This is a genomic window from Shinella sp. S4-D37, from assembly GCF_040812195.1.
Taxonomy (GTDB): Bacteria; Pseudomonadota; Alphaproteobacteria; order Rhizobiales; family Rhizobiaceae; genus Shinella.
Map to the genome: position 1 here is coordinate 649,136 of NZ_JBFNXL010000005.1, position 17,536 is coordinate 666,671.

Genomic DNA, 17,536 nt, shown 5'->3' on the forward strand with positions numbered 1-17,536 from the left:
AGTGGCGCCGATGGCGCCAATCACCCAGGCAGATATCATGCAGCGGCTTTGGGCTTCTCGTCATAGCGGCCATCCGTGACAGCCTTATAAAGCCGGTCCCTGATCACGCAATCACAGACGCGCTCGAGGAAGAGCTCGGGCGTGATCCCCAGCTTGCCGGCCTGCTTCTCGAGGAGCTTGCGGGCGTATGGCGTGAGCCCGACCAGGGTTCCACGGCGGGCTTGTTCCACTGGGATCCGCCATTTCTTGATCATTGCTCGCACCGTCGCCGACGAGGTGCCATCCCGCAGGATCCGTTCAACGTCGATCGACGATTTGTGCTGCCCCAGCCAGAAGCCGATCGTCGCCGCCTTACCGTTGGTCCAGCGTTCCGCCCAGAGCTGCTCACGGCCGCGGAGCCGTTCGGTGTGGTGCCGTTTGAGGGAATGCGGGCGGCCTTGTTTGGGGGAATTCGCTTTCACCACTGCGTGAGCACTCCATCAGTAAAATTGCGGTTCATCTGGCGGGTCACCGAATTGCCGGATGGAGCGGTCACCGAATTGGCGTCCGCCATCGCTTCCCGAAGCGCTGCCTTGAACTCGTTTGCCAAACGGAGGGCGCGCTCCAGGTTGGACGTGTCGATCGTCGGTGTCCCGCTGATTGATGCGGCGCTCGATATAGCCTGTTCGGCCTCGGCAGCTTTCTGCCGGGCCTCTTCGAGCGACGTAGTGTCCAGCACCGGCCCGCCACCGAGACGCGTGGCATTGTCGACCGCGTTCTGCAAAGGGTTGCCGCCGCCGGATGCCGCGCGCTGGCCTGCCATCACGTCTTCGTTTTTCGAGACATCAGGTTTGCCATCGCCGAGGAAGCTGGAAACCACCCGCTGGAGATCATCCTTGTAGCGCTGCTGGTTCCGGACCTGGTCCTCGAATGTGTCGCCGGGGGTGTCGCCGAGCGACTGCACCAAGGTTCCCCATGCTGCCAGCAAGCCGGTGCCAATGGCCGCGGCTCGCGCCCCGGCCCACCCGGCCACGCCGCCCCCGTTGGCGCCACCCGCTCCTCCGGCGGCACCAGAAGCTCCCAAGCTGACAGCCGCTGCTTGTAGAGATGCTGCAGCGGAATTCAGGGCGGGGCCGGCCGTCGTCAGCGCCCAAATTGCTGAGCCCCCCTTCCACGTCGCGAATATGCCGGCGCCTGCACCGGCGGCGATGCCAGCCTTGGCCATCGGATCGCCGTCACGCCAGGACTGCTGGAAGCTGTTGATCGCGCCAGTGAGCGAGTTCAGCCCTCGAACTGCCGTCGGCATGACATCCTCGCCGACGGCAGAGGCAAGGTTGCGGAGGCTTTCGACGAACCCGCGCGCGCCGATGAACGGATCCTTGAACTGGGCCTCGTCGGCCGCTTCTGGTCCCATGGCTTCGCCATACTGCTGGACGAGGCGATCGATCTGCGCTTGTTGCGCTATCATCCGGGTGAGCAGGCTGGACGCGTTCGTATTTCGCGTGAGCTGAGCAACAGCCTTCGCCGTTTCAACGTCATTCTCGGTGTCGACCCCACTTTTCTGAAGCGCCGGGACCAACACCTCCTTGACCCATCGATATGGGTTACGCCCGAAGAGATCATCGCCGACAAGGGAGCCTTTTCCTTCGCCTGTTCGAATTCCGATGTCTCGCTGAGCCTGCAAGTTGACCTTGGACGCGACCGCATTCGACCCGATCACAAAGCTCTGGTACGCGCTGGAAAGCGCTGTGCCGAACTGGTCCGCTCCCATGTCCTGGCTGAGGGCTGGAACAGTCGTCGCGAGGAAATCGGTCGACAATCCGGGCACGGCGATCTTGCCGCGGCGGGCAAAATCCCAGAACTTCCCGGCATCGAGGTCGGAGCCTTCCACTTGGGCGGCGCGGATGTAGCCGGCGATGATCGATTTCGTATCATCTATCCCAACCTGGCCGGCACTGTTCTTGCCAGCGTTGTCAATGCCCTTGAGCAGGCGTTCAAGTTCGCTGGTAGCAGCGTCGAGACCCTTCGCACTTTGGAGCGCAACCATGCCCCGCACGAGATCCTCGAGAACGGCCAGCCCGCGCTCGGTATCGCCCATCATGCTTCGGGCTTTGCGACCCATTTCGGCGATGTCAACAATGCCGACAGATGGATACCGAGCGCCGAGCTGTTCGGAGCGATCGAGAATCTGATCTCGCTCCCCCTCGGGGATGTTCGCCATCTGTTGCCGGAATTGTTCGCGTTGCCATTCCGCTGATGCGGTAACACCGCCTCGGACACCGCGGCCCGCAAAATATGCAACGCTGCCGGCGCCGACGCTGTAGATTCCGAGGCGAACGGCGTCTCGAAACGTCGAATTCATCTTCGCCTGAGCCTTTTCGGCATCGCGAATGCCGGCGGCAACGGCGGCAAAATGACCAGAGGCGGCATTTTTCCAGTTCGCGATCTGGGTGTTGCGCATCGCCTTGGACAGATTGTCTTTCTGGAAACTGGCCTGGAGCCGGTCCCACGAGGTGCGAAGGTGGTCGAGATCCTTGGCCGACGCCCCGAGCTTGTCGAGCTGTGACTGAAAACGGCCGCCCCAGGGGGTATCGCCGAGCCGCTTGGCGGCCCGGTTGATGCGGTCCATGGAGGTTTCCATCTTGCCGGCGGTGGTTTGCGCCTGGCTGCTGGCGGTGTCCTTCATTCGAAGGATGAGCTCGCCGATGAAAGTGCGCGCCATGATCAGCCCTCCCGCTCAACGGCCGGAGCCGGCTGGGAGCCCGAAGCAATCAAGGCTTCAGCCGCGGCGCGAAGACGCTTCGGCATGAACTCGATCGCGGCCTCGTCGACTTCGGTCTGATCGTCGGCGTCCATGCCGTCCCAGACCTCAATGGGGCAATCAATGACCGGAGGCATCACAAAGCCATCCCCGAGGGCGCCGAGAAAGTCGCGGAGTTCCTTCGCCGAAATCCGGCGGATCCTGATCCGATCCCAGACCTTTCCGTCGAACGCAACAGGGTACTGAAGAGGAATCCACTTTTCGCGGTCCGCCTGCGAGACGAAGGTCGCGGCCGGCCGAGGAGCATCGACCGCATCCTCGATCTGGCTGGCACTTTCGGGTTCCATTTCGGAGCTCCTGGAGGGTGTTGGTGATTGCCTTCAAGCTACCAGATTGCCGGACTCCCGAAAAGAACAAAACAAATACGTTTTGGGTCCTGCCGCTCCAACGCGCAGGGCGAGAAAGCCATTTTGGACGTGTTTTCGGCGTTTTCAGAAGGTCGGGCCGAAATGCGATCGCGGCGGGAGGGGGTTCAGACCATAACCCATTGACGGAAAACGCTATTTCGAGGCGGGGATGACCCCCCTCTAGAAAATAAATTCGGGGACATACCGCGATGCTGCGCCCCGCAGAGGGCACCCCTCGCATACGGTCCCTAAACGCTTCGAGGGCGGCGCACCTTGGGGCCGCGCAGCGGCAAGGGCTGGGTGTTATGGGCATGGGCGTCGGAGAGGCGGAGCTCGCTGGCGGGCCAGTGTGTGTCAAGCGCAGGCGTTGCCCGCCCGCAACACATTGGGTGGCGCAGGGCGGTATGGCAGTGGTGGGGGATGCCCACTCGGGGCTGGCGAGAGGCCGCTGGCGGGCCGGTGGCGTGATGATCCTCGGCTACGTCCCCACGGTGATCGGCCACAATCGATCCGCCCGACCGAAATAGCCAAACGATGCCATGCGATCACAAGGGCCGACGGGGAGGTAATCCTACCGATTTCGGTTTTCGATTTCGATTTCGGAAATCGATGCGAGACAACTAATTCCCGCATCACCTTGGCTGAGCGGCTATCCCGCCTCCAAACTGTGAATCTCGGGGAAATCGTCAAACTAAAGTCGCCAGCGATACCCGCAGTCTCCGATGATGGCCACATCCGATTCGACTGGTTTCCGACGAAGTATGGCCGAATGACAAAAAAACCGTTGGTTCATGTGACCACCCAAGAAATCGATCGCCAATTTTACAAACGGAAGATCCATCATTTCAGGCGGTTCTTGTCCCTAAACCAAGGGACCGAGAACTGGCTTCTCATTTCTGACTATAACATTGGCGATCCCGCGCGCCCCACTGATGTGATCGCCTTTTCCATCCTGCCGTTGAATGGCTCGATTGACGCTGCCGCAGCGCCAATTAAAGCGTGTTTCCCGGCGGACTTCAAAAATATCCAGCGCGTATCCAATAAAGCGATCGGCTATTTTCGTCGCCAACGGGCCGTCTTTCACCTTTGCTTCGCCATTGAGAAGGACACCAGCATGCTCTTTCGTGAGGGCGAAAGCAGGCTCGAAACAGCCAGACGATCAATCGTCGAAACGCTGGCTTATCTTGAAGAGCACGAGGCGCCGGAGTGGATCATAAAATCAGCGAAGGCCCTCAAACAGCAGAGCATGGCAAATCGCTTCTCTCACAAGATCTACGATAAAATCATGCTCCTGACCTGTTGCTACGCATTCATAATTGGGCTGCTCCATCGTGAGCGCCCGAAAACAAAGGTCATAACGTGGTGTTCTGACCGAGATGCACTGATGAGCTGGAGTAACAATGTGGTGGACACCTTCGCTCTGACCGGCGCAGTGCGTTGGGCTACCCATATGCGTAAACGCTTGACTTCAGAGGATTTGCCGAGACTAGTTCTGGCACCGGCGGGCGTCGATAGATGGATTTCTTAATTCGTCCTCCTGACTACCTCGCTGCAGCGCTTTCGAGCTGGAAACTTCCAAATGGTGGCTCGACACAACCCTCATTGAAATATCGAGATGTTTTGCGCGATGTCATCGCCGACAATCGAAATATCGCTGTGTTCGAGATTTCTATTCGCAAGCTCCTCAAGATATGCGAACTGAAAGCAAATCGGATATGAGACGGTCATTCGGTTTTGTCTTTGGAGCTTTTCGGGGGATTCCCGCGCCTCGGGGGAACCTTGAACTTTGCGCCGAGCCCAGAAGAGACGGGCGCCGGGCCGATGTTCATGGTCTTGTCCAGATCGTCCCGATACCAGAACTTCCGGCGGGTCGTGTCAACTACCCTCGGCTTCGGATAAATCGTACCGACACGCTCAAGGAAGTCTTCGACATGGCGCTCCCCGCAGTAACCGGCGGCCATGTCGGCCAACATGCGGGGCGGCCAGGAGCCGGAAGGGATTACGGAAGGGCGGCGCTCAGCCATTTCGTCTTTTCCATCCAGCTTATGTTTTCGGGGGAAGCTACAACGATCTGGAGGAATGTCACCACGTATCTGCCAATATCCCCCGACCTAACCGGTGACACCGATATCCGCGCACCGAGTACGAAGGCGACGATCCCGTCGGTTTCGTCATCAGCGTCAATCTGAAGCGCCGGCACCTCACCGAAAGCCAGAGGGCCATGGTCGCGGCACGGTTGGCGAAGATGCCCATGGGCGGCAACCAGCACACTGAAGGGTCGGAAAGTTTGCCGACCCAAGGTGATGCTGCGCGAATGCTCAACGTATCGGACCGATCTATCAGAACCGCAAAGCAGGTCCAAGAGAACGGCACCTCGGAACTCGTCCATGCCGTCGAAACCGGCAAGGTTTCCGTCTCCGCCGCCGCCGTCATCGCCAAGCAGGACGAGGACACCCAGCGCCGATTGGTGGCCGAGGACAAGCTGAAGAGAGCCGCCCCCAACCTGAAGAGGGCAGAAGCGGAGGCCAAGGAAGCGGCGAAGCTTCCCAAGGCTGAGTCGCTGACCACGGAACAGAAGATCGAAAAGTTGACCCAGATCAACGCCCGTGAGAAGCGATGCGACAGGATGGGGACCTCAAAACAGGAGGTCTCCAATGCTGGATTTCGTCACTTTCGGTATTTTGTTCGCTTTTGCAGTTTTCTCCGCGGCGCTCGCGTTCGGGATCATCACTTCCCCGGGGCGGAAATAAGCAGACCCCGCCATTCGGGTATCGGGTGGCAGGGTGGCGTCCACTTCGATGACGGCAAGGTCTCTGATCAATCCTTGATTTCTTTGGGATCGGCAGCGATCACGGAAGCTTCGACCTCCTTGGCGAGGTCCTGGAGGATATTGCGCACCGTTTTCCTCATCACCTCGCCATCGGCGGCGGTGAGGTGTGGCAGCTTCTGCCGGAACTTGGTAGGCAAGCCAAGGAACGCCGCCTTTACCTGGTTCCCAAACGCGGTCCAGTTCTCGGTGACCTCCTGCAAGGTCAAGATTTCGCCCTCGATCTGAGCGAACTCGATCTCCTCGCGCCGGCGCCCGATCTTCTCGCGGGCCAGGCGCTCGGCGTGGAGCGGGGTTTCCGCACTCTCCCGCGGCCGGCAGCGGCATTCCGGAGCCTCTGAGCATACGCGTGGAGCGTCGGCAACAGCAGGTAGGTCCCGCGCACCGGGCCGTGAACGAGCAGACCTCGCTGGTCCAGATCGGACAGCGCTCTGATGGAGACATCAAGGATGATCGAGAGATCTGCTTTCGTGCAGGTCTCCGGCAGCGCCTCTCGAATGGTCGAAGAGATCTTCGACCGCCTTGTCCCGGAACTGGATGCTGCCGTCGCAGGGCGCTTCGTGGTTTTCGTCGATTTGGCCATTTCAGGATCTCAGCACGAGCCGGTGGACCCAATCAGGTCCCGAGGCTCCGCGACATTTCGCGGGAGCTGGCTCTCATGGCGAGGTAGACGTCACGCATGCTGTCATCGCCTGCGATGCGCGGATCCCCTCGATGGAATCCTGTGCTATCGATGCGGGGGAACGAGAATGCGTCGTGGACGTCACCGTCTTCCGCCAAAAGGCTTTTCAACTGTTGCGTCTGGGAGATCAGTTTCACAGCGGTGGATAGTTGTTCCTCCGCGGCTGCACGCCATTTCTCGGCATATGGCTGCAAGAGGTCATGTAGCCGCTGCTGCAGATCCCGAACAACGTGCAGCGCACGCTCATATTCCTCCCTGATCGCTTCGAGACGAAGGTTCGCAGGCGCGATAGCGTCGAGCTTCGCCTTTTCGTGTGCGGCGCGAAGCACGTCGATCTCTTCGATGGTCGGAACGTCACCGGAATGGCCGAGCTGCTCTGCGACCTCACGCTTCGCGATCGCCCTCTGCCATGCGTCGAATGCTGCTGCTTCCGGGCTTTTCTCGAGGAGCGTCTCGTCCCGTCTTGCCTTGGCGAGGCGCTCTTCGTCTCTTGCGAGACGCGCATCGTTTCGTTCTTTTTCTTCGAGCAGTTCTGCCAGGTTCCTCCGAGCTTCCGATAGCCGGTCGTCCTCCCTTTGCTGCACGCCAGGATACTTGACACCTTTAGCGCCAAGACCTTCGGCCTCCTCAACCCGCATACGCGCAGCGCTGATGTCGAGGTGGATCTCCTGCCGGTTCATCCTGCTGTGTCGACAGCCCGCTCGGCTGCTTCCACGGCGCCACGCGCTGCCTTACGACTGTGCTCGGGCGTCATTCGTGCTGTTTTTTCGGTCTCGCGGTACGCGGTGCGAACTTTGTCGACTACCTTGCAGGCGAGGTTTAGCTCGGCGACGAGTTCACGAACCTGGGAGGGCAACGTCTCAGACATCGCTGCCTCAAGCGGCGTCACCTCCTGTTCCCTCGGCTTCGGTGGGCGGCCCTTCATCCGGGGGCAATGTTTTCAATAATGCTCATGTTGGCCTATCCTCAAAGCGCGGTGATGTTGCAGGTATTACAATCGGTGAGCCGTTTCAGATCGGCGTCGATATCGCAAAGTCGCTGCGCTGACGAAAGTGGTTTCGCATGGTCTGTCCTTTCAATCGTAGAGGCCGCGCTCAAGGTCGGCATCGAGACCATCCCGGCGGCGGCGGGGTTGCGGCGTATGGACGGCGCGGGGAGCGGAGAGCTTTGCGATATGATTGCGGAGGCTTTGGACCTCACCGCGCAGCGCTCGGATCGTTTCGGCCTGGTCGACCACAGCGTCGCCAAGCAGCTCGAGGCCTCGTTTCAGATCCTGGACATCGGTCCGAAGCTGGTTATCGGCCGCCGCTGCAGCCTCTCGTTTCTAGCGCCGGATCCGGGCGGCAAAGAGCTTGGCATCTAGGACATCAAGCTCGAGCATCGTCACCTCCATCAACAAGGGGTCCAAAACCCGGCACGCCGATTTCGGTCAGGGCGGTGCGAGCCGCGATGACGATGGCACGCGCGGCAGATGGCGGAGATACCGCGCCGATTGGCAGCGTCGAATGTGGCGTCACGGAACTCTCGGGTGACGGTCCCTCCGTTGAGCAAAATTGGAACCCGTGTCGGTTGTGTGGATCGGGAAGACATCGCTGTTCTCCTTGGGAACTGCGCCGACTATTTCGCAGTTCTGGCCCCGATGCTATTGGGCGCAGTTGGTCATGGTTGGTCATGGTTGCCCACAGATGCCCATCGATGCCCCTGTCCGACCTACAAAATGCCGGAGCCAGGACCACACGGCGCAGTTGACTCCGATCCTGCATTTTACGAGCATGTCGCGACACCTTGGGGAGGGGCACATGAAAGTTGTTTTGGTCACCGCCGCGCTATTGGTCGGGTCATATTCCGCCGCTACGGCAGGCTTTCAAACTTGGTCGGCAGATACCGAAGCCGATCCATTTTCTGGTGGGAAGCGCGTCACCGTTTCCTTCATGAATTCGCTGCGGTCAGGCGTGCTTGTGATCTGCGATACAGCAGAAGCGGGCCTCATGGTTCGAGCGATACCTGGTTTCACTTTCGAGGAATCCCTCCGAGGAATGACGCCGGAAATCGAGTTCGCGTTCGACGGCCAACGCTTATTGGGACAGAGCGGCGAAACAGGCGCGGTCGGCGACAACCTCGCCGCAGCACAAACGACGCTCTCGAAGGAAAATGCGGAAGCTTTCGTGAAGGCGTTTGCGGCGGCAAAGAAACAGGTGGCGATCAAGGATGGCATCAGCGATCGGCCACACCTGCTAACCGCAAGGGGATCGACCAAGGCCGGACAGGCGCTTGTCTCGTGCATGGAAAGCCAGGTCAAATAGCCCCTACGGTGCAATCCCAAGGTGCTCAAGCACCCGCCGGACACGGGGATGCTCGCGCTGCCCGGATCGCAGCAATTCGAGGCCGACCCAGTCGGCGTGCCTCACCAACACCACGCCCGGGGCGCTGATTTCCCATTCCGCGCCGCGGACCACGTTGAAGCCGATACCGTACTCGCGGCACCAACGCTTTATCGTTTTCGCGTCCCTACCAACAAGATACCGGGCCTGTTTCAGCCCGATGGCGTCGCCATCGGAAATCAGGATCGGGGGGCGCTCGTCGACGTCGGTGGGGCCTGGGATGCGCTTCGTCATCAGATTGCCTCTCCACAGTGAGGGCAAATACGTTTTTTTCTGGTGGACCCGGCTCGGTGCTGAGCCACGTTCAAAAGTTTGGAAATCGTCGGAGGGTTGTCACTCTCAACCAAACGGTCGAATTCGTCCTCTGGAATTTCTGCGATCTTCTTCGCCTGCCAAATTTGTCGGCGCGCCATACCCGTGAAGGCTGCCAGATCTCGCTCGCTTGGGTACGGAGGCAACGTACTTCAGGTCGTCGCTTTTTCATCGTCATGCTGCACCTCCGGGATAGCCGCCTGTTCGCTGATAGACGAGGCGAGTGATTTCTTGGTCGACGGCGAGCCAGAAGGCGCCGACCTGTTCGTCAATTTCGAGTTCGGAAAGACCGATCCGAGAAAGCTGCTTCACCATGGCGTCGTTGACTTGCCGGAAATAGTGATCCGCGTAGCGCTGAGTCTGCTTGTCGACCATTTTCACCGCGACATCGCGGATACGACCCACACGGCTCTTCATCGGGAAAATGATCGTTTTTCGGGGAGGCTGCCAAGCAAAGAGGGGCAGGTCTTCATGCGTCATAGCACGTACCTTCCTGCTGTCCTCACCCCCACGCCAATGCTGCTAGGGATATGGTAGAATAAGGATGTCACGGAAACCGTGACGAACGGAGTGAAGAAAAGGGCATTTTCGTCACGGTTTTTGGGACAGCGTGTCACGGTTTTCATGACAGGCCTCCTATTTTCGTCACGGTTTTCAGGACAGGACCGTCACGGAAAGCGTGACAGGGTTTTGTTTTTTGCCGTTGAGCCCGGACGGATTATTCGGACGAGATCCCTGCACTGGGTAATCGTGGCCATCACTCCATTTTCGGTAGAGTTCGCGACCATCCCGGCCCTTTTCCGCAAGGGGCATTCTCAGCTCAGTGATCTCATATGAAGGGGCTCTGGCAGCGCCTTCGAGGCCAAGGCAGGCATGTTCGGTTTGAACGATGAATCCCTTGCGCTGCAGTTCGCGAAAAGCTTCCGCAGCCGTATCGGGCCTTACGCCAAGACGCTCGGCAGCCTGCCGGACACTGAGCTGGATTTTACCGTTATTGTTGGCATTCGGCCCGCGCCATTCCAGCTTGAGCCAAGGATAAAGGGCTTGCGCGGTCGATGATAGCGCCCGCCATGCGGGTTCTTCCATCGTGCGGCGGAGCAACTGGGTCCAGTGCTCGCCGGTCGATTTCCTACGCTTCTGCTTACTGCTCACGTCGCCCTCGCTCTGATCAGGGTGGCCTCGCGGCAGGCCTCGGTCGCCTGGAGCGCGGTCAAGCCAAACCGCTGGCGGAGATCGGGGATGACCGGGCCGGACCGCTCGCTCGGCGAGGACGTCGCCAGCCAGCGGGCGGCCTCGTCGATGGCGGCGGTGTGTTCGTGCTCGGGAGGGGTGAGATTCATGCTGCATCGCCCTCCATGAAGAAGCGGATCAGCCGTCCGCGCTCTACAACCCACCGGCCACCGACTTTGCGCGCCGGAGGAATCTGCCCTGCATTGAGGAGATGGAAGGTCTGCCGCTCGGTTCGGCCGATCAGTTTCGCGATTTCTGAAACCTCCCAAATGAGATCCAGAGAGCTGGCAGACACGTCGCTATTGATTGCCATCGCTTTGCACCTTTGGTAGTCATATTGACGTCAATGTAGTGCGGTGAGCGTTGCGGTGTCAATATGGTGTTATTTTGGTGCAGATAGGAAGCTACGGAGGAAATATTGACCGACCCTTCAGAGGAAGTCCGCTTTACGTTGAGGCTGCCCGCCGCGTTGCGCGACCGTCTAATTCACAAAGGAAAGGAAAATGGGCGCTCCTTAAACGCTGAGATTGTCAGTCGTCTCGAAAGAGCGATTATCGAGGAAGATAGCTTTGATAAGAGCATTTACGATTTTACTGGGGAGTTAGAAGAGAGACTGGAAAAGCTCGAGAGAATGGTTTGGGATCATGACGAACGGCTTCTCCGGGCAAAGGTGTAGAATGCTCCTCTATTTCTTCCGAAGCCTGGGCCAAGCGTTGAATTCCGTATCGCGTCATGATACATAACCCCACATGATACGGTCGTTCAGGGACAAGGTGACGGAGCAAGTTGCGAAGGGGCAGAACCCGAAAGGCTTCCCGGCTGATTTGCTCAAGGTGGCACGGCGCAAGCTCGTCATGCTCGATAACGCTGCCACGCTTGACGATTTGCGTGTTCCGCCGGCCAACCGGCTTGAAGCCCTCAAAGCTGGCCGGGTCGGCCAGCATTCGATCCGCGTCAATGACCAGTTCCGCCTCTGCTTTCGCTGGGTGGATGGCAATGCGGAAGACGTTGAATTCGTCGACTACCACTGAAGGAGAGATAGCCATGACCCTGCTTGCTTTCGCTATCCACCCCGGCGAAATCCTCGATGAAGAGTTCCTGAAGCCACTGAACATGAGCGCCGGGGCACTCGCCAAGCGCCTCGATGTGCCGCGCACCCGAATTGAGCGGATCGTGAAGGGCGAGACCGCCTTGACGGCTGATACCGCCCTGCGCCTTTCCGCCTTCTTTGGGAACACCCCCGAGTTCTGGCTGAACCTGCAGCGCGCTTATGACCTCGCCGAGGCGAGCAAGGTCGTCGACGTGTCGCATATCCGCCCTCTGGAAGCCGCGTGAGCGTCCGCAAGCGGGAATGGACGGCACCGAAGGGCGAAGCGAAATCCGCCTGGGTGGTCGATTATTTCGACATGGCCGGCAAGCGCCGGCTCAAGACGTTCCGACTGAAGAAAGAGGCTGACCAGTTCGCAGCCACGGCTTCGGTAGAGGTGAGGGAGGGCGTCCATGTCGCCGACAGCGCCAGCGTCACCGTGGAGAAGGCGGGCCAGTTCTGGATGGCCTCCGGCGAGGCCGCGGGGCTGGAGCGCTCGTCCCTCAACCAGCGCAAGCGCCACCTGGATCTGCACATCGTTCCTCTGATCGGGCAGACGACTCCTGTCGAAGCTTACGGTCCCAGCCATTCGCGACTTCGAAGACAGGCTCCGCGCCGAGGGGCGATCCCCGGCCATGATCAAGAAGGTTCTTGGCTCTCTCGGCAGCATTCTTTCCGATGCGCAGGAGCGCGGGCTCACCGTCCGCAACTCCGCCAAGGAGATGCGCGGCAGGCGGGAAGGGCGACAACCATATTCGTGGTCGCCGATCATGCTACAGAGTGTGAGAGAAGCAGGAGGGCGAAAATGGCAGGTGGCAGGCTGACAATGGCGAGCATGATCGTCACGCTATGCGCTTCCGGTGTCGCCCATGCCGATGATGCCGCCACTCGCGGCGCTGGCATTGTCGATGAATGGTGCCGCATGTGTCATCAGCGCGTGACGGACAAACCGGACCGCGACATGGCCCCTCCGTTCGAGCACGTCGTGCGCCGGGTGGGGCGTGACGAAGCCTATTTCGTGCGGTTCATGCAGGAGGACCATTTCCCCATGACCACGTTCCGGCTGTTCGACCATGAGAAGGCCGATGTCGTCGCCTATCTGATGGCGCTGCAACGGCAGGGTGCGACCCGGCCATGATCCGACAGTCACGCATAGCACCGATCATCTTCCTCAACGAGAGCCTTGGTGCTTCCGACCTGTCGGGCAGCCCGATGGCGATCAACGCCATGAAGGTGCTGACCCGCGCCCATGAGAATGGCGGCATCACGCTCACCAAGTCCGGCGCGTTCTACCGGAAATTCGTCACGTGGGCTGCCGAGGATTTCCAGTGGCCGGAATACGGGCCGGATCGGCTATACATCGTCAACAAGGTGCTGAACGAACTGGACTTCATGCCGCTGGCGATCATGCACGAGCTTCTGGTCGGCTCTCGCCTGCTGCGGCACTACAAGGGCAAGGCGGTGCCGACGAAGGCGGGAAAGGCAATGATCGGCGACCACGGCGCGTTACAGGCCGAACTGTTCGACACCTACTTCCTTGCTCTCGACCATGGAGCCTATGAGCGGTTCCCCATCGACCATGACGACCCCGACTTCGTGCACTTCCTCGGAGTGGTCCAGAACCGGCTTGATGACTGGGTGCCGCTGACGGAACTGGCGGGCTGGTGTCTGCCCATCGACATCATCACCAACTATCGGTTCAGCCCACTGGAGGATGCCTGCTACTATCTGCTCTCGCGCCTCGTGCGCCCGCTGACGTGGCTGGGCATGATCGAACGTCATCCCGGCGCGGAGAGATACTGTGGCTTTCATGAACTGCAATACCGCAAGACGCCGCTCTATGACCGTTTCCTGCACTTCAACTTCACAAAGGTGATGAGCGGGACGATCCACTGAACGCGGCGACAGCACCGCTTTTCCCGGCGTTTATAGCTCCCGTTAATTGAGATTATCCCGGTTGACGGCCTGCTCGTAGAACTCCAACAATAGAGCGTGGAGCGATCATGTCCCGATACTACGAGCAGATGCAGCACGGGAACAACGAGGCGAGGCACCTGTTGCAGGAGCGGCTTGCTCGTGAGGAAATGGGCGACGAAGCCTACGACAAGATGGTCTCGAACCATGATGATCGCGCCTTCAAGGTCTTCGGCTTTGTGTTCATCGCCCTCTTTGCGGTCGCAGTTCTCGTCGTGGCGTGGCTGGGCTACTGATAGAACTACCCAACAGTGCGATGCAGGGAGGAACTGATGTCGGCAGGATGGGTGAACCTGATAGTGCTGATCGCGGTCGTGTTGATCGTCGCGAGCGCCGCCACGATCTTCTATGTCGCGGCGACCCGACGAGGCGGACGAAAGAAGTCCGGACTGGCCAAGCCGTCGAAAGCTCACTACCGGCAGGTCAACCCCAAGACGGGCGACCTGTTCCGGTAGACCGTCAGACTTCCGCGCAGTGCCTTCACAGAACTCTCGCCGCCGCGCTGTCGGTGAATAGGTTGACGGTGCGCAGGTAGGGCGCAAGGCCCGCCTCACTGCGATGGCCCGTCACTTCACGTATCTTGTGGCTCGTGGCTCCCGCCATTGCCGCTGAGGTCGCGAACCCGCTGCGCAGGGAGTGTGCCGAGAACCCGCTCGGATCGTATCCAGCGGCGCTGACACGGGCCTTGAGCACATCGGTCACGACCTCGCCTGTGACGCGCTCGGGAAGAATGTTGCCGTGCTTGTCCATGCTGGGGAAGATCGCGCCGGTTTCGATCCCCGCGACCTCCAGCCAGTGTTTCAGGGCGGCGACGGGGCAATGACGTGTACGCCCGAATGGCACGGCGATTTCGCGACCACGACCTTCTTGGTCGGTTTTGCTGCGCCTGATCGTGACCAGAGCACCTTGGCCGGTGAACTCGATGTCCTCGACATCCAGCGCCACCAATTCACTGCGTCTCATGGCGCAAGCCCAGCCCAACAGGAGCATGGCGCGGTCCCTGTGGTCCTTCGTCCGGTCTCCAAGCAGGTCGAGAACGGCGAACAGGTCGGCACGGAGCAGAGCCTGTGCCTGCCGCTGCTTGAACCCGAGGGTGCGGCGCACGCCACGTAGAGTAGCGCGGACCAACTCGCTCTTGGTCGGATCATCCACCCCGAGAGCGCGGTGGGCCTTGCTGATCGAGGCCAGACGCCGTTGCAAGGTCGCCACGGCGTAGGTCTCCGCGCCTTCGGCCAGATACGACGCCACGGTTTCCGGGGTCGCCGGGAGCCGCCTGCCTGTCCCCTCGAAGTGGGCGATGTCCAGACGGTAAGCCCTCTTGCTCGCCTCGGACAATGAGGCCGTCACGAGGCGCTGAACACCCGCAGGCAGGACGCTGGACGGTGGGTGGCGCTCGCTCATTGGGGCTGTGAAATTGATTTCACTTTTATTCAAACTGTAACTATCGGCCATCGACATGGTGGTCCCGGCGTCGTGGTGGCGCTCAAAGGTCATGACGAACCTCGTCCAGCTTGGGGAGGTCAGCGCGGATCATGTCGAGGAACCCGGCTGGGTCGGACAGCTTCATGCCGTGATACCCGCTGGAGGCCAACCATCTGAGAGTAGCTGCGCACGGCCACTCTACACGTTGACGACACAGCGATCCTTCCACGACGAACACTCCACCCGACAAGACTGCCATACGACGTTCGGCAGGAACGTAGCGGCGCAACCAGCGCCCTGTCGTGGTGTTGCGTTTGAGGAACCGAGAGAGTGCCGACTTCCCTTCCCACGAGAACGCATCGTAGACGTAGGTGGGCAGGCCATTGTGTCCGATCACCACGGGAGGAAACTCGTCGTCTTGAGCAGGAAGGACGCCGGATGGCAGGGCGAGGCTGAGCAATGGCAGCAGGACCGGCAACGCTTCTCTGGTCCGACGAAACCCCTGCTCGGCCAGCGTCACGATCTGGGGATTGATCCCGGCAACCCGCATCGCATCGAACGTTGCGGCGGCGCTGGTGGACTTGCCAGTGACATGCCCCGTCCACCTGACACCAGATGCGTGTAGAACGCTCAGAGATAGCCCCAGAACTGCGCCGCGCTCGCGGATGCGGGAAAGGTGCTCGGGCAGATCAATGCCCGCCAGAGAGGCCCGCAGATCATTCAACTCATGATGCTGGGCAATGGTCCAGAGCAGATCATCGGTGGAACGGCATTTCGGGGAGATCGCCATCTGCTCCACCAACCTGCTGGCCACAGCCCACTCGCCACCGAACTCCTCGCGTAACGACTTGCTTCTCGTCGCCGCCATGACGAGGCGGATCGTATCGACCGATGCCAGCCCCACGTCCTCGAAGACTATGCCGCACAACCGACGCCAGAGCTTCGCCGGGTCGGATTTCAACAGGGTCGCGGCAGCACGCAAAGCCAGATCGGTGTTTCCGCGCCGGATCGCCTTCTGGACCGCCGAGGCGGCGATGTACGATGATACAGGTAACGGCTCGACGGTCGGAACCTCGTAGTCGGACGCCAGCGGCTGGAGGGCGGGGTCGGCGGCGGTGAAAAGATCGTGCATGGCGGAACTCCCGAAAGCTGGGAGGGCCGAACATCGACCCCGCTGCCAACGTGGGCGACAGGGCTGGAGCCTGCGAACATAAACGACCAGATTTCAGGGCTTCCCGACTGGATGGTTAACCTCGTCAAGACAGCCGACATCACGGCTGCACTCGTCGTGGTCGATCTGGTCGGTGACGCCGCGCACATGCGCAATGCATAAACTTTCTGGGCACGGATTAGGTCTGAGACATCGGCGATGTCGCACACACTCTGCGACGTGTCTTTCCGCGACATGGGCCTTCGTTCACACGCGGGGGACACCTGATCCAATCGCTTCCGTCTGACGCTTCTTTCTGGAGAGAACCCGTTGAATGCTCGAAGGTTTCGGTGATCATGTGCTCTACTCGGGAAAGCTACATCCCCGCGTAGTCGGAATGTCCCGCGAAGCACCGTGATTTCTAGGCTACGGCGGTGATTTCAAAAAATACTGGGTGCAGTGGGCATCAACCGTTTATGCCCAACGTTTATGATTGATCTTGCAAAACTATACAGCTTTCGCCACCCTCGTGAAGAAGGTTCTAACCTTGAGTTGTCGCGATGTCCTCGAACCAGAACTCACAGCGCTTAGAAAGAGTGATAGTCGCGCTGACCCAACCGCTAAATGGGCAGTACCCGAGACCATGGATGACGGCGCTCACCGACCCGACAACAGCCTCGGTCTTCACGGTTGGAAAGAACCAACGCAACGGGTTCGACGCAGCAACCGTTGGGTCTCACGAGCACTACGTAAACACGCTGTTTAACCGAGGTCCCGAAACGTGTCGTCAGCTTTATGATCGGATGGTCGGCGCGCCTTCGCCCACACGCAAAAACACAGATGCTCTTGTAACGAAACTTCGCAGCCACGGCATATCTGAAGTTCTAGAAACCAATGTCATCTGCTACTCGACCCCGATGAGTTCTGACCTCCGAAAGCTGGCCCACTTGGGAGGGACAGAGCGTGGTCAGGAGATTTTCGCCGTTTTGCTCGATTTGATCCAGCCCCGCGTGCTCATCTCGCATGGTGCAGACACGGCGAAGAAGTTGAGCCGCATTCTTCAAGTCAGACTGCCTGCGCCACCTACAGCACCATCTGATCCGCTGGAGTGTGTCGTTGGCGGGACCACCGTTTTCATCATCCCCAGCTTGGCTCCGCCTCAGTTCAACAAGTGGAGCCGGTGGTCTGAACCGCATCTGGAGAAGGTCTGCGAGAGGGTAGGCTTGATCATGCGGCAGCAGTGATTTCAAAGGGAATAGGTGGCAGTGTTGCTAACGGAGAGATCGGTCCTCCGCTACCAAAATTTTCCCAAAATATTTGCGGT

At 59.8% G+C, this 17,536-nt stretch carries 24 protein-coding genes and 1 pseudogene; 13 read left to right on the forward strand and 12 right to left on the reverse strand.

From position 1 onward, the window contains the following. Positions 1-35: 35 nt before the first annotated feature. Genes AB3G45_RS10600 through AB3G45_RS10610 form a run of 3 tightly spaced genes read right to left on the reverse strand, consistent with a single transcriptional unit; the run spans position 36 to position 3,087 of the window. Positions 36-464 carry a hypothetical protein gene (locus AB3G45_RS10600; protein WP_367830510.1) on the reverse strand — a complete coding sequence of 143 codons (429 nt, stop codon included), beginning with the start codon at positions 462-464 and terminating at the stop codon, positions 36-38. Then, the gene (locus AB3G45_RS10605; RefSeq protein ID WP_367830511.1) at positions 458-2,701 is read right to left on the reverse strand and encodes a hypothetical protein; all 2,244 of its coding nucleotides are present in this window, start codon (positions 2,699-2,701) and stop codon (positions 458-460) included. Before AB3G45_RS10605 ends, AB3G45_RS10600 begins: the two co-directional genes overlap by 7 nt. 2 nt (positions 2,702-2,703) lie before the next feature. Then, the gene (locus AB3G45_RS10610; RefSeq protein WP_367830512.1) at positions 2,704-3,087 is read right to left on the reverse strand and encodes a hypothetical protein; all 384 of its coding nucleotides are present in this window, start codon (positions 3,085-3,087) and stop codon (positions 2,704-2,706) included. 829 nt (positions 3,088-3,916) lie between these two features. On the opposite strand from AB3G45_RS10610, the gene AB3G45_RS10615 reads away from it, so the two are divergent. Further along, on the forward strand, positions 3,917-4,675 hold the full coding sequence (locus tag AB3G45_RS10615) for a hypothetical protein (RefSeq protein ID WP_367830513.1): 759 nt from the start codon (positions 3,917-3,919) through the stop codon (positions 4,673-4,675). Positions 4,676-4,871: 196 nt separating this feature from the next. Here AB3G45_RS10615 and AB3G45_RS10620 read toward each other — a convergent pair whose 3' ends face one another. Then, entirely contained in the window at positions 4,872-5,171 is a 300-nt protein-coding gene (locus AB3G45_RS10620; protein ID WP_367830514.1) for a hypothetical protein, read from the reverse strand. A 227-nt stretch (positions 5,172-5,398) separates the two neighbouring features. Between AB3G45_RS10620 and AB3G45_RS10625 the strand changes: the two genes are divergently transcribed. After that, the gene (locus AB3G45_RS10625; protein WP_367830515.1) at positions 5,399-6,202 is read left to right on the forward strand and encodes a hypothetical protein; all 804 of its coding nucleotides are present in this window, start codon (positions 5,399-5,401) and stop codon (positions 6,200-6,202) included. Positions 6,203-6,589: 387 nt separating this feature from the next. On the opposite strand, the gene AB3G45_RS10630 is transcribed toward AB3G45_RS10625, so the two are convergent. Further along, entirely contained in the window at positions 6,590-7,336 is a 747-nt protein-coding gene (locus tag AB3G45_RS10630) for a hypothetical protein (RefSeq protein ID WP_367830516.1), read from the reverse strand. Between the two features lie 272 nt (positions 7,337-7,608). On the opposite strand from AB3G45_RS10630, the gene AB3G45_RS10635 reads away from it, so the two are divergent. After that, entirely contained in the window at positions 7,609-8,019 is a 411-nt protein-coding gene (locus AB3G45_RS10635; RefSeq protein WP_367830517.1) for a hypothetical protein, read from the forward strand. Between the two features lie 436 nt (positions 8,020-8,455). Further along, positions 8,456-8,959, forward strand: coding sequence for a hypothetical protein (locus AB3G45_RS10640; RefSeq protein WP_367830518.1), 504 nt, complete (start codon positions 8,456-8,458; stop codon positions 8,957-8,959). A gap of 3 nt (positions 8,960-8,962) precedes the next feature. On the opposite strand, the gene AB3G45_RS10645 is transcribed toward AB3G45_RS10640, so the two are convergent. The 5 genes from AB3G45_RS10645 to AB3G45_RS10665 form a co-directional block, all read right to left on the reverse strand. Beyond that, positions 8,963-9,271 carry a hypothetical protein gene (locus tag AB3G45_RS10645; RefSeq protein WP_367830519.1) on the reverse strand — a complete coding sequence of 103 codons (309 nt, stop codon included), beginning with the start codon at positions 9,269-9,271 and terminating at the stop codon, positions 8,963-8,965. A 252-nt stretch (positions 9,272-9,523) separates the two neighbouring features. After that, positions 9,524-9,829: a DUF6074 family protein gene (locus AB3G45_RS10650; protein WP_367830520.1), complete on the reverse strand. Its 306-nt coding sequence runs from the start codon at positions 9,827-9,829 to the stop codon at positions 9,524-9,526. Between the two features lie 174 nt (positions 9,830-10,003). Then, positions 10,004-10,501: a hypothetical protein gene (locus AB3G45_RS10655; RefSeq protein ID WP_367830521.1), complete on the reverse strand. Its 498-nt coding sequence runs from the start codon at positions 10,499-10,501 to the stop codon at positions 10,004-10,006. Next, positions 10,498-10,689, reverse strand: coding sequence for a hypothetical protein (locus tag AB3G45_RS10660; RefSeq protein WP_367830522.1), 192 nt, complete (start codon positions 10,687-10,689; stop codon positions 10,498-10,500). The genes AB3G45_RS10655 and AB3G45_RS10660 overlap by 4 nt, the downstream gene beginning before the upstream one ends. Continuing rightward, the gene (locus AB3G45_RS10665) at positions 10,686-10,892 is read right to left on the reverse strand and encodes a DNA-binding protein (protein ID WP_367830523.1); all 207 of its coding nucleotides are present in this window, start codon (positions 10,890-10,892) and stop codon (positions 10,686-10,688) included. Before AB3G45_RS10665 ends, AB3G45_RS10660 begins: the two co-directional genes overlap by 4 nt. Before the next feature lie 105 nt (positions 10,893-10,997). Here AB3G45_RS10665 and AB3G45_RS10670 point away from each other — a divergent pair, with 105 nt between their 5' ends. From AB3G45_RS10670 to AB3G45_RS10705, 8 genes and pseudogenes are all read left to right on the forward strand, one after another. Next, positions 10,998-11,255: an Arc family DNA-binding protein gene (locus AB3G45_RS10670; protein ID WP_367830524.1), complete on the forward strand. Its 258-nt coding sequence runs from the start codon at positions 10,998-11,000 to the stop codon at positions 11,253-11,255. A gap of 73 nt (positions 11,256-11,328) precedes the next feature. After that, positions 11,329-11,610, forward strand: a complete 282-nt coding sequence (locus AB3G45_RS10675; protein ID WP_367830525.1) for a type II toxin-antitoxin system RelE/ParE family toxin — start codon at positions 11,329-11,331, stop codon at positions 11,608-11,610. 13 nt (positions 11,611-11,623) lie between these two features. Then, the gene (locus AB3G45_RS10680; protein WP_367830526.1) at positions 11,624-11,914 is read left to right on the forward strand and encodes a HigA family addiction module antitoxin; all 291 of its coding nucleotides are present in this window, start codon (positions 11,624-11,626) and stop codon (positions 11,912-11,914) included. After that, positions 11,911-12,403: pseudogene (locus AB3G45_RS10685) on the forward strand (site-specific integrase); the annotation flags it as partial. The gene AB3G45_RS10680 and the pseudogene AB3G45_RS10685, both read left to right, overlap by 4 nt. Before the next feature lie 89 nt (positions 12,404-12,492). Then, positions 12,493-12,804 (forward strand): cytochrome c, encoded by a 312-nt coding sequence (locus tag AB3G45_RS10690; RefSeq protein ID WP_367830527.1) that lies wholly within the window; start codon positions 12,493-12,495, stop codon positions 12,802-12,804. Further along, positions 12,801-13,562 carry a hypothetical protein gene (locus AB3G45_RS10695; RefSeq protein ID WP_367830528.1) on the forward strand — a complete coding sequence of 254 codons (762 nt, stop codon included), beginning with the start codon at positions 12,801-12,803 and terminating at the stop codon, positions 13,560-13,562. Before AB3G45_RS10690 ends, AB3G45_RS10695 begins: the two co-directional genes overlap by 4 nt. Positions 13,563-13,669: 107 nt before the next feature. After that, positions 13,670-13,876, forward strand: a complete 207-nt coding sequence (locus tag AB3G45_RS10700; RefSeq protein ID WP_367830529.1) for a hypothetical protein — start codon at positions 13,670-13,672, stop codon at positions 13,874-13,876. Positions 13,877-13,912: 36 nt separating this feature from the next. Then, positions 13,913-14,095, forward strand: coding sequence for a hypothetical protein (locus AB3G45_RS10705; protein WP_367830530.1), 183 nt, complete (start codon positions 13,913-13,915; stop codon positions 14,093-14,095). A 25-nt stretch (positions 14,096-14,120) separates the two neighbouring features. Here the strand turns inward: AB3G45_RS10705 and AB3G45_RS10710 are convergent, their stop codons facing one another. After that, positions 14,121-15,134, reverse strand: coding sequence for a site-specific integrase (locus AB3G45_RS10710; protein ID WP_367830531.1), 1,014 nt, complete (start codon positions 15,132-15,134; stop codon positions 14,121-14,123). Beyond that, on the reverse strand, positions 15,124-16,194 hold the full coding sequence (locus AB3G45_RS10715; protein WP_367830532.1) for a hypothetical protein: 1,071 nt from the start codon (positions 16,192-16,194) through the stop codon (positions 15,124-15,126). Before AB3G45_RS10715 ends, AB3G45_RS10710 begins: the two co-directional genes overlap by 11 nt. A gap of 665 nt (positions 16,195-16,859) precedes the next feature. On the opposite strand from AB3G45_RS10715, the gene AB3G45_RS10720 reads away from it, so the two are divergent. Continuing rightward, positions 16,860-17,456 carry a hypothetical protein gene (locus tag AB3G45_RS10720; RefSeq protein ID WP_367830533.1) on the forward strand — a complete coding sequence of 199 codons (597 nt, stop codon included), beginning with the start codon at positions 16,860-16,862 and terminating at the stop codon, positions 17,454-17,456. Positions 17,457-17,536 lie beyond the last annotated feature (80 nt).

What these genes read in the sequence shown, in the direction of transcription:
- AB3G45_RS10605 (WP_367830511.1), bottom strand. Translation starts at nt 2,701, where the DNA reads ATGGCGCGCACTTTCATCGGCGAGCTCATCCTTCGAATGAAGGACACC.
- AB3G45_RS10610 (WP_367830512.1), bottom strand. Translation starts at nt 3,087, where the DNA reads ATGGAACCCGAAAGTGCCAGCCAGATCGAGGATGCGGTCGATGCTCCT.
- AB3G45_RS10615 (WP_367830513.1), top strand. Translation starts at nt 3,917, where the DNA reads ATGACAAAAAAACCGTTGGTTCATGTGACCACCCAAGAAATCGATCGC.
- AB3G45_RS10620 (WP_367830514.1), bottom strand. Translation starts at nt 5,171, where the DNA reads ATGGCTGAGCGCCGCCCTTCCGTAATCCCTTCCGGCTCCTGGCCGCCC.
- AB3G45_RS10625 (WP_367830515.1), top strand. Translation starts at nt 5,399, where the DNA reads ATGGGCGGCAACCAGCACACTGAAGGGTCGGAAAGTTTGCCGACCCAA.
- AB3G45_RS10630 (WP_367830516.1), bottom strand. Translation starts at nt 7,336, where the DNA reads ATGAACCGGCAGGAGATCCACCTCGACATCAGCGCTGCGCGTATGCGG.
- AB3G45_RS10635 (WP_367830517.1), top strand. Translation starts at nt 7,609, where the DNA reads ATGTTGGCCTATCCTCAAAGCGCGGTGATGTTGCAGGTATTACAATCG.
- AB3G45_RS10640 (WP_367830518.1), top strand. Translation starts at nt 8,456, where the DNA reads ATGAAAGTTGTTTTGGTCACCGCCGCGCTATTGGTCGGGTCATATTCC.
- AB3G45_RS10645 (WP_367830519.1), bottom strand. Translation starts at nt 9,271, where the DNA reads ATGACGAAGCGCATCCCAGGCCCCACCGACGTCGACGAGCGCCCCCCG.
- AB3G45_RS10650 (WP_367830520.1), bottom strand. Translation starts at nt 9,829, where the DNA reads ATGACGCATGAAGACCTGCCCCTCTTTGCTTGGCAGCCTCCCCGAAAA.
- AB3G45_RS10660 (WP_367830522.1), bottom strand. Translation starts at nt 10,689, where the DNA reads ATGAATCTCACCCCTCCCGAGCACGAACACACCGCCGCCATCGACGAG.
- AB3G45_RS10665 (WP_367830523.1), bottom strand. Translation starts at nt 10,892, where the DNA reads ATGGCAATCAATAGCGACGTGTCTGCCAGCTCTCTGGATCTCATTTGG.
- AB3G45_RS10675 (WP_367830525.1), top strand. Translation starts at nt 11,329, where the DNA reads ATGATACGGTCGTTCAGGGACAAGGTGACGGAGCAAGTTGCGAAGGGG.
- AB3G45_RS10680 (WP_367830526.1), top strand. Translation starts at nt 11,624, where the DNA reads ATGACCCTGCTTGCTTTCGCTATCCACCCCGGCGAAATCCTCGATGAA.
- AB3G45_RS10690 (WP_367830527.1), top strand. Translation starts at nt 12,493, where the DNA reads ATGGCGAGCATGATCGTCACGCTATGCGCTTCCGGTGTCGCCCATGCC.
- AB3G45_RS10695 (WP_367830528.1), top strand. Translation starts at nt 12,801, where the DNA reads ATGATCCGACAGTCACGCATAGCACCGATCATCTTCCTCAACGAGAGC.
- AB3G45_RS10700 (WP_367830529.1), top strand. Translation starts at nt 13,670, where the DNA reads ATGTCCCGATACTACGAGCAGATGCAGCACGGGAACAACGAGGCGAGG.
- AB3G45_RS10705 (WP_367830530.1), top strand. Translation starts at nt 13,913, where the DNA reads ATGTCGGCAGGATGGGTGAACCTGATAGTGCTGATCGCGGTCGTGTTG.
- AB3G45_RS10710 (WP_367830531.1), bottom strand. Translation starts at nt 15,134, where the DNA reads ATGACCTTTGAGCGCCACCACGACGCCGGGACCACCATGTCGATGGCC.
- AB3G45_RS10715 (WP_367830532.1), bottom strand. Translation starts at nt 16,194, where the DNA reads ATGCACGATCTTTTCACCGCCGCCGACCCCGCCCTCCAGCCGCTGGCG.
- AB3G45_RS10720 (WP_367830533.1), top strand. Translation starts at nt 16,860, where the DNA reads ATGACGGCGCTCACCGACCCGACAACAGCCTCGGTCTTCACGGTTGGA.